The sequence below is a fragment of the Actinomycetospora chibensis genome (assembly GCF_028737215.1).
In the GTDB taxonomy this organism is placed as follows: Bacteria; Actinomycetota; Actinomycetes; order Mycobacteriales; family Pseudonocardiaceae; genus Actinomycetospora; species Actinomycetospora chibensis.
Map to the genome: position 1 here is coordinate 44,897 of NZ_JAQZAM010000028.1, position 8,690 is coordinate 53,586.

At 67.0% G+C, this 8,690-nt stretch carries 9 protein-coding genes and 1 pseudogene; 3 read left to right on the forward strand and 7 right to left on the reverse strand.

Going from position 1 to position 8,690, the window contains the following annotated elements; all coding sequences use genetic code 11:
* Window position 1 precedes the first annotated feature (1 nt).
* From PH189_RS27860 to PH189_RS27880, 5 genes are read right to left on the reverse strand one after another with little or no spacing between them, the layout of a single operon-like run.
* Window positions 2-355: a hypothetical protein gene (locus PH189_RS27860; RefSeq protein ID WP_274192120.1), complete on the reverse strand. Its 354-nt coding sequence runs from the start codon at window positions 353-355 to the stop codon at window positions 2-4.
* A complete protein-coding gene (locus PH189_RS27865) occupies window positions 352-594 on the reverse strand; it encodes a hypothetical protein (protein ID WP_274192121.1) in 243 nt (80 codons plus the stop codon). The genes PH189_RS27860 and PH189_RS27865 overlap by 4 nt, the downstream gene beginning before the upstream one ends.
* The gene (locus PH189_RS27870; RefSeq protein ID WP_274192122.1) at window positions 591-1,844 is read right to left on the reverse strand and encodes a hypothetical protein; all 1,254 of its coding nucleotides are present in this window, start codon (window positions 1,842-1,844) and stop codon (window positions 591-593) included. Before PH189_RS27870 ends, PH189_RS27865 begins: the two co-directional genes overlap by 4 nt.
* Before the next feature lie 3 nt (window positions 1,845-1,847).
* The gene (locus PH189_RS27875) at window positions 1,848-2,213 is read right to left on the reverse strand and encodes a WhiB family transcriptional regulator (RefSeq protein ID WP_274192123.1); all 366 of its coding nucleotides are present in this window, start codon (window positions 2,211-2,213) and stop codon (window positions 1,848-1,850) included.
* Between the two features lies 1 nt (window position 2,214).
* The gene (locus PH189_RS27880; protein WP_274192124.1) at window positions 2,215-2,619 is read right to left on the reverse strand and encodes a hypothetical protein; all 405 of its coding nucleotides are present in this window, start codon (window positions 2,617-2,619) and stop codon (window positions 2,215-2,217) included.
* 271 nt (window positions 2,620-2,890) lie between these two features.
* On the opposite strand from PH189_RS27880, the gene PH189_RS27885 reads away from it, so the two are divergent.
* On the forward strand, window positions 2,891-4,153 hold the full coding sequence (locus tag PH189_RS27885) for an NsdA family TPR-like regulatory protein (protein ID WP_274192125.1): 1,263 nt from the start codon (window positions 2,891-2,893) through the stop codon (window positions 4,151-4,153).
* A gap of 2 nt (window positions 4,154-4,155) precedes the next feature.
* Entirely contained in the window at window positions 4,156-4,797 is a 642-nt protein-coding gene (locus tag PH189_RS27890) for an HAD family hydrolase (RefSeq protein ID WP_274192126.1), read from the forward strand.
* 540 nt (window positions 4,798-5,337) lie between these two features.
* Here PH189_RS27890 and PH189_RS27895 read toward each other — a convergent pair.
* Window positions 5,338-6,231, reverse strand: coding sequence for a hypothetical protein (locus PH189_RS27895; RefSeq protein ID WP_274192127.1), 894 nt, complete (start codon window positions 6,229-6,231; stop codon window positions 5,338-5,340).
* Window positions 6,232-6,505: 274 nt separating this feature from the next.
* Between PH189_RS27895 and PH189_RS27900 the strand changes: the two are divergent.
* Window positions 6,506-7,168 (forward strand): annotated as a pseudogene (locus PH189_RS27900) (IS630 family transposase); the annotation flags it as partial.
* A 122-nt stretch (window positions 7,169-7,290) separates the two neighbouring features.
* On the opposite strand, the gene PH189_RS27905 reads toward PH189_RS27900, so the two are convergent.
* Window positions 7,291-8,412, reverse strand: coding sequence for a rep family protein (locus PH189_RS27905; protein WP_274192128.1), 1,122 nt, complete (start codon window positions 8,410-8,412; stop codon window positions 7,291-7,293).
* Window positions 8,413-8,690 lie beyond the last annotated feature (278 nt).

Here is an 8,690-nt window from a genome sequence, read left to right on the forward strand (position 1 = left end):
CTCAGTCCTCCCTGATCACTCGGCCGAGGTGACCGAGGTGGTTGTGGGCGGTGGCCAGATGGCGGCCCGCCGCGTCGAGAGCCGCCCGGGCGTCGCGGAGCTCGTCCTGGACCGCGAACAGGGCGCCGATCGGGTCGTGGCCGCGGTCGTCGCGGTAGTCGGCGGCGTCGGTCCGACGCAGCGCGCCGGCGAGGTGCTCCACGACTTGAGGGATGCGGTGCACGAGCTCGTCGAGGGTGCCGACGACGTCGTAGGCATGATCGGCGGTCGTGGTCTCGCCGAGGCGGACGTGGTTGGCCGCACGGACGGCCTCGGAGGCGTCGTCGAGGCGGCGGCGCATGGTCTCGGCACTCACGGCTGCTCGCCTTCCGTCTCCGCTGCGGCAGGGACGTCGGCGGCGCGATCGGTGGCGGCGCCGAGCTGGCGGGCGAACTCCCCGGCCGAGCTCGACACCGCCGGGCCGAGCGTGGGGAACGCGGCGAAGAGCAGGACGAGGGTCACGACGCCGGACACGAGCGCCGGCGCGGCCCGACGGCTCTTGATCAGTAGCGCGGTGACGAGCGCGGCGATGATGACGATGGCGAGGAGGTTCATCGGTGCGCCCGCCGTCCGAAGCGCTGCACGCGGTCGACGTACTCGCCGTAGTCGCCGAGGTAGGGCACGCGAATGCGCTCGCAGTCGCGCCCGAGCCCGGAGAGGTAGGCGATGCCGGGGGCGGCGTTGGCGTGCTCCTGGCCGAGGCGCCGGACGTCGTCGCCGTGCAGCATCACCAGCGAGTCCGCCGGGACCCGGAAAGAGAGCCGCAGAGCGAACTGATCACGGGCGTAGCCGCCGCCGACAGCCGTGGCCTCGAAGCGCTGGGCGAGCATCAGGACCCGGAACGCAGCCTTCCGGCCCTCACTCAGGAGCCGCAGGATCGCGGTGCGGATGCGTTCGCCGACCGGGATGCCGTCGCCACGCTTGGGCTTGGGGAGGCCGTCCGCAGCCCGGAGTAGGCCTGGCACCTCCTCGAGCACGACGAGGACGGTGGGCGTGCTCGGCGTCGGCTCGATCTTGTCCTGGCGCGGCGGGATGTGCTCGAGGCGGCGATCCATCTCTGCGACGAGGTCCTCGAGCAGGACAGCATGGGCCGCGACGTCGCTCGTGCCGACCACCTGGTGAGGACGATGCACCGTGTCGTCGAAGGCGCGTCCGAGCACGAGGCCGGTGATGTCGGAGCCGGCGATCAGAACATCGGGCGCGGCGACGAGCTGGGACAGCAGGCCGTAGCAGAACGCGGACTTGCCCGAGCCGTTCTGCCCCTGCACGGCGAGGTGGGCGGGATCGGCGATCGCGTGGCCGAGCGTGATTCCGCCCTCGGTCCGCCCGAGGACCACCGACTCCGCACCGGCGGCGACCGTGAGTGAGGGAAGACCGAATCCATCGGCCAGCGGGTCGTGAGCGAGGACCACGAGTCGCACCCACCGGCCGGCGATGCGCTCGACGCGCAGTCCGTGCCCGCCGAGGGAGTGCGCGAGGCGCGGGCCGTTTTCCCTGGCCGTGAAGTCGCTCGGCTCCTGGCCGGGCAGCAGCTCGACCGTGAACGACAGGGGCGGCCCAGGTCGGACCTCGCCAACGCGAGGTGTCCGGACGGTGAGTCCCGCAGCGACCGAGACGTAGTGGCATATGTGCAGTCCCTCGCACGCGGCGCGGAACTCGCCCTTCAACGCCGACGCGAACGTCAGGATCGAGGCCTCGTACTCGCGCTGCGCGCGTCGTGCGCGATGCCGACCGAGGAAGCCAGGGCCGCCGGCGGTGCGGTGGTCGGTTGGCCGGACGGGTCGGAGGTGATGGAGCTCGGACATGACTCAGGCCCCCTTCTCCTGGCGCTCGGCGCACGCCGGGCACAGCTGCCCATCGATGGCGGGCAGGGCGAACAGCAGCGAGCACCCCGGACACATCGGGTCGGCGTCCACCACGGGGTCCGGGACGCCGGCCGCGCGCTGGCGGCGGATCGCGCGCAGGTCGGCCGGTGTGTGCCCGGCCCAGATACCGTGCGCTTGGCCGGACTCCACGGCGTAGGTGAGGCACTCACGGCGGACTGGGCAGCGTCCGCAGACTGCGCCCGCCACGAGGAGCTGACGCACGGTCTCCGGCGCCGTGAAGTCGTCCGAGGCCGGGAAGAACAGGTCAGGGACGGTGTCTCTGCACGCCGCGTGCTGCTGCCAGCCCATCTCAGGCCGCCTCGGATTCGGCCTGGCGTCGTGTCGGGCGCGGGACCGAGCCAGTGGCCGGCGCGATGCCGTCGGCGGAGAACGAGACGTCGACGCCCTTGCCGCCGTTGCGGGCCTGGCGGACCTTGGCCCACAAGCCGGGCAGCTCCACGGGCGTGTACGGGGTGAGCTCGGGGGCCTCGTGCGAAGTGATGCGGACGCCGTGGAGCTCGTGACGGCCGTCGCGGCCGGTCGGGAGCATGACGTCGTAGATGCGCACCGGCGCGCCGGTGGCCTCGTCGATGAGCGGCTGGCCCGAGGAGCGCCGGCCCTGTGGCGTGTCCTCCCAGCGCTCCATGGTCTGTGCGTGGCCGGTGGCGATGGCCTGCAGCTGGTTGGTGTCGATGGGTGCGTTGAACTCGAACATGCCTCCAAGGGTTGGGCCGAATCGACGCAACCGCGTAGTCCGATACGCCAGTCCCGAACTAGTCCCGGAACTAGTCCCCATCCGCGGACCGCGTCGTTTAGAATAGTATCTCGCAACAGCGATCCGACGCGGCGGTGATGGCGGAATGTCTGTAACTAACGCTCAGTGCGTACTGAAGGACGCTCGTCGCCGTCGTCATTGGACTCAGCGCTTTGTTGCTGAACAGCTCCAGGTCTTGGCTCACCACAAGTACCGCGACAGGTCCGCGGCCGTGAACGCCGACATGGTGTCGAAGTGGGAACGTGGCGAGAAAGGCGTCAGCCCGTATTACCGTGACTTGTTGTGCGTGCTGTTCGAGACCCACGCCACGGCACTCGGCCTCTCCATCGCTGCGCCGGCTCCGGCGGCCTCCTCTATGGTCGCCTCCGACGAGCCCGACGCCGACCTCGCAGGAGTCATCAGTGAGACCGCTGCCCTCCTCGAGCAGCTCGGGCCAGCAGCAACGATCCTCGAGAGCCGCATGGCGAATGTGTGGAGGGACGAGCTGATGCGCCGGCGAACCCTGGTCAAGCTCCTGGGCCTGGCCCCTGTAGCGCCGGCCGTGTCGCGGCTGGCTGGGCCCCGTTCGTCGCCAGTCAGGGGCTCGGTCCGGGACCTGGACGACCTCGCGGACCGATACCAGACCCTCTACCACTCGGCCAGCCCGAGCGCCCTGATTCGGCCGGTGCTTGCGCACCTGGAGGCGGTCTCGGATGCCCTACGAGGGACGAAGGACCACCTCGCACGCACCAAGCTCCTGGCGAACCGTGCGCGGGTAGCACTTCTGGCCGGCCGACTGTCGTTCTTCGACTTCGACGACGCCATGTCCGCGCGCGGCTACTACAACCTGTCTGTTGAAGCCGCTTCCGAAGCTGGCGACAGGCACCAGGCCGCGGCCGCCCTGGGGCACATGGCGTTCATCCCCGCGGCCGAGCACAGCATGACATCTGCTCTGCAGTATCTCGAAGGTGCGCGACAGCAGATCGACCTCGATCCTCACGGACCGTTGAAGTCGTGGGCTTTCGCCATTGAATCAGAGTTCCACTCTCACGCCGGCGACCACTCATCGGCGCTTCGGGCGGTCGACGCGGCGAAAACGGCCTACTCGCGGTCGTCCATCAACGCCGACCTCCGGTGGTTCGACTATTACGACGTGAACCGCCTCGCTGGCTTCGCCGGCTACGCCAACCTGCAAGCCGGCCGCTACGACGCCGCGGCCTCCGAGCTCACCGAGGCGCTGGACCTTCCGCTGTCGGCCATCAAGCAGCGCTCCGTCTTCCTTGCCGACCTCGCGACGGTGCACTACCACGCGGGCGACCTCGAGCAGGCCTGCTCGGTCGCCGTGGACGCGGCGGACGAGCTCCGGCGCGCGGGCTACGCCACCGGAGTCGAACGTCTGCGGGAGTTCCACGACCTCGTCTCCCCGCACAGCACGACGCCGGCCGTGCGGGTGTTCTCCGAGCGACTCAGCGCACTGCAACTCGAGGAGGCTTAGTAGTGACCATCCGCGCCGTCTGGTTTGACGTCGGCGAAGCCCTCATCGACGAGACCCGCGAGTACGGGACGTGGGCGGACTGGCTCGGGGTCCCGCGGCACACCTTCTCCGCCGTCTTCGGCGCGGTCATCGCCCGGGGTGAGGACTACCGCGAGGTGTTCCAGCACTTCCGGCCCGGCTTCGACCTCGAGAAGGCGCGCCAGGAGCGGATCGACTCAGGGCTTGGCGAGTACCTCAACGCTCACGACCTTTACGACGACGTCCGACCATGCCTAGAGGAGCTGCGTGCCGCCGGCTACTTGGTAGGCATTGCAGGGAACCAGACCAGCCGTGCCGGCCGCTTCATCCGCGAGCTCAACCTGCCGGCCGACGTGATCGCGACCTCTGACGACTGGGGCGTATCTAAGCCGGATGTCGCGTTCTTCCTCAAGCTCATTGCCGTTTCTGGCCACGAGCCCAGCAATATACTGTACGTCGGTGACCGACTCGACAACGACATCATGCCGGCGATTCAAGCGGGGCTCCAGACGGCTCTGATTATGCGAGGTCCTTGGGGTCGTCTTCTCCAGGGCGAAGAGTTCGCTCGTCCGACCATCGCCGTTGATTCGTTGCTTGAGCTGCCAAAGCTGGTCCCATCTCTATGAACGTGCGTAGGCGCAGCTGAATCGGTATCGGAAACTCATTGCAGGTCTTCGCTATTAACCACGATTGGGCACATCATATCTAGCGATGACGAGAAGGTTATCGACACAGCGATGAAGAGTCCATCGACAAATCGCCGATGAGTAATGGAACAGAAGCAGCAGTCGAATTCGCACCACGGAACTCGGGGGCTTTCGTTCGTTGGCATCAATTAGAAACGTGACTTCGCCAGCTTGCGTACGCCGAACTAGGGCGAAGCACGGCAAGCGTGGGAGACCGAACCCGAGAAGCGGTCCATCCGTCTCATAGCGGAGGATGAAATGCAGACGCTTCGCCTTGAAAATGAGCTGCAAGGAAACGAGAACAGGGCCCGTTCGTCCGAACCCATTGTCCAGATGATTTTGGAGGCGGTGGAACAGGGACTGGCCAACTATCAAAGTGCCGCTGACTGGAGGCAACGTCCGTGGGAGCCCGCTCGTACAGCGGCGCTGCGCGCCCGCGGATTGGTAAGTAGGGGAGTCTCATCTGTTCATTAGGCAGCGCTAGCCGCTAAATGCGGAGGTGTCCGTAATGAATTCCCCGATGTTTACGTCGGCTCCAGTGAGGTCCGCGTCTACGTCGATTGCCGCTTGTCCTACCGCGCTCATGAATAGTATGTACTTCTGTAACCCCGTCAGGGCCTTGTACGCCACTAGAGTCAAATCTCCCGCGGCTTCAAGATCCACTGAGTAACCTTCCTCAAGGGTTGGCGATACCGGAACAATGAGATCGACCCAAGTATCGGCGTCCCGTCGGCGGTATTCGCACAACGTTGCAATTACGTCGTCATTTCCACGTAAGAACTCGCTGATTCTCTTGATTTCACCTTCCTTCAAGCCCGAGGGGACCCCCGAGAACTCGCACCTAGGGAGCAAGTCGGACGACAAGAACTCCCACCTCCGCAACGCGCTATGCCGCGCACCTTCGCAGACAGACCTGAGAGCCACGAGTCCGCCCAAGTAGTAGTCACCGGTCAATCGCAGAAGCCGGTGCAGTTCAGCTCGCAGTGTTTGAAGATCGCCGGAGTCTGAGGAATCGGCATCATAGCTCTTGATCTGTTTAAGAATCTCACCAAGGTGACTGATTGCGAGAAATGCATTACGGACATCTCCTGGTACAAGATTCCAAAGCATCGCAAAACTTGAACGCCCCACCTCCTCGACGTTCTTGCGTACTAGGAGTCGGAGAACTTCCACTTCTCTCTCATGCTCACGCTTCCGAACTATCCACTGAACCCCGAAGACCGCGAAGGGGATACCTACGCACGCAGCCGTAAGCCCTGACGCGAGATTCACGACAAATCCCTTTGGGTCCCACCATTCATGTGGTAGCGCGCCGAACACGCCTGTGCCCGTCAGGAAGAGCAGGGCACCGACGGCGGGCAGCAGGACGAGCATCCACGTAAGCAGACGAGACACGAGGGGTAACCGTAACGAGATGGCTGGCGCGACGGCGCACGGCGTTCGCCGCTGTCGTAACGCTTCGGTCGTTCTGTCCGATGCGGGCGAAGTTGCCACCCCACGGACCTGGGAGACGCCCTCGATGACGCAGGACCCGAACCAGCCGCCTCAGCCGCAAAGGGACGCTGAGCAGGGCCGGTGGGTGCTCCCCAGCCAGCCGCAGTCGCAGTACTTGGGGCCAGGGGCAACCGAACGGCCAGGATGCCCCCTGATCTGGCGGGCGTTCGAGCTCAAGCCGCACCGCGAGGACGGGTTCAAGCTCTCCAACGATCCGTTGTTCGTGGAGAAGGTCCACGACGTCGTCGGGCTCTACGTGCACCCGCCCGAGGCCGCAGTGGTGCTGTGTGTGGACGAGAAGTCGCAGGTCCAGGCGCTGTCCCGGTCCCAGCCGGCGTTCCCGATGATGCCCGGGATGCCCGAGCGCCGGACCCACGACTATGTCCGCCACGGCACCACCAGCCTGTTCGCGGCGCTGAACACCGCCGACGGCACGGTGATTCCCAGCCTGCACCGGCGGCACCGGGCGGTGGAGTTCCGCAAGTTCCTGGCCAAGATCGACGCGGCGGTGCCCGAGCATCTCGAGGTGCACCTGGTCTGCGACAACTAGGGCACCCACAAGAGCCCGACGGTGACCGCCTGGCTGCAGCGCCACCCGCGGTTCCACATGCACTTCACTCCGACCTACTCGTCGTGGATCAACCAGGTCGAGCGGTTCTTCGCCTACGTGACCACCGACCTGCTCCAGCGCAGCGACCACCGCAGCGTGCAGGCGCTCGAAGCCGACATCCGGCGCTGGATCAAGGTCTGGAACGACGACCCACAACCGTTCATCTGGACCAAGACCGCCGACCAGATCGATCCTCGAATCGCTCGCACGACTTCTACAACGAACTACTGGCGCAGGACACTAGTAAAGCGCAGCTACTCGCGGAGAGTGGCCGTTCTCTTGACAGGTAGTGCTGGAGTCATGTTCGAAGCGCCAGCCATAGGGCTGGATCACTGCGCCGGGCGCCCGAGCGACGGCGTGGCCTCCGTCCATCTCAGACCGTGTCGTTGTAGCCAGACGCGGGCGGCGTCGAGCCCGCCGACCTCGGCGACGGTCAGAAGCTCGGGTTCGCGGTGAGTGCGGCGCAGCCAGTCCCAGCCATCGGCGGTGAGGCCGAGACGAAGGTCGGCATTCTGGTCCTCTGCCGCGATCTCCTGGTCGGTGGCCTCGTGGCCGAGGCTCGCGAACGCGCGCAGGTCGCGGCGGCCTGTCGACCAGGTGAGTTGCCGTCGGCCCTCGGAGGCGCGCTCCCATTCCCACCAGCGGGCCACGGCGCTGGCCTCGTAGGTGTCGACGGCCTCGCCGAGGAGTTGCATCGGGGTCCGGCCTCCGCGAGAGCCCTTGGCCTCCTTGCGGTGCCCACTGGTGACCTCGTGGGCCATCTTGACGAAGTAGTCGGCGAGGTCGCCGTCGCCGAGCTGCGCGCGGCGCAGGTCCCACCCGTGCTCCTTGGAGGCTGAGTAGCCCTTGCGTTCGAGAGCGCGCCGCCACCGTCCAAACATCCGGGCTGCGACGGAGGCGGCGACGATGTCGGCGGAAACCTGCTCGGCGAAGCAGAGCAGGACGTGGATGTGTAGATGCCACCCGTTGCGGTCGCCCCAGGTGGCCTCGACCGCGCGGGCCCAGCCGAGCAGGCCGCCGAACAGCTCGGCGTCCTTGGTCCACACCGATCCGGAGGTAACCGAGGACCAGGCGTAGCCGAGCACGTCCCACACGCCCTCGCGGGAACGGATGTCGCCGAGCTCGATCTCTTCGGCTTCGGCGGCGTGTTCGTCGACGTCCCAGCCGTTGGCCTCGGCCACGTCGCGCATCGCGGCGCGGTCCTCGAGCTCGGCGCGTCGGGAGCGGTCCTGGCGGGAGAGCCCAAGGCGGTCGCCGCGGTCGTGGCGCATGGTCAGGGTGAGCATGAACGCTGACCCGCCGGCGTCGTCGACCGCGCGCATGACCGTGGCCAGGTCGTCCGCTCGGCGGGTGGCGATCTTCCCGGCGCATACCGGGCAGACCCACACCGATCCGCACGTGGTGAGACCGCCGTACGCGGCCGACCGCGAGCCGTCCGGGTTGGTGATCACACCGAGCGTCGGTCCCGACTCCGCTGCCGTGGTCGTGTGGCCGCAGTTCTGGCAGCGCTGGAGCTTTGTGACAGCACGGAGCTGCCGGCGCCGCGTCCACCGCTGCTTCCGACTGGACTGGGCCGCTGCGATCTTCTCGGGAGGCCGCTGGGGGGCGCCTTCCCGGCGCCGGCGGCCTGGGCGAAGACCTATTGCCCCTTTACCGAGAGCCGCCCCGCTCACCGGGCACCACCAGCGGTCAGGGCCGGCGCTGGCGCGCCGGCGGTGGCCGGCCCTTC

Excerpts from the sequence above, each read along its gene's own strand:
- PH189_RS27865 (WP_274192121.1), bottom strand. The coding sequence starts at position 594 with ATGAACCTCCTCGCCATCGTCATCATCGCCGCGCTCGTCACCGCGCTA.
- PH189_RS27870 (WP_274192122.1), bottom strand. The coding sequence starts at position 1,844 with ATGTCCGAGCTCCATCACCTCCGACCCGTCCGGCCAACCGACCACCGC.
- PH189_RS27875 (WP_274192123.1), bottom strand. The coding sequence starts at position 2,213 with ATGGGCTGGCAGCAGCACGCGGCGTGCAGAGACACCGTCCCTGACCTG.
- PH189_RS27880 (WP_274192124.1), bottom strand. The coding sequence starts at position 2,619 with ATGTTCGAGTTCAACGCACCCATCGACACCAACCAGCTGCAGGCCATC.
- PH189_RS27895 (WP_274192127.1), bottom strand. The coding sequence starts at position 6,231 with ATGCTCGTCCTGCTGCCCGCCGTCGGTGCCCTGCTCTTCCTGACGGGC.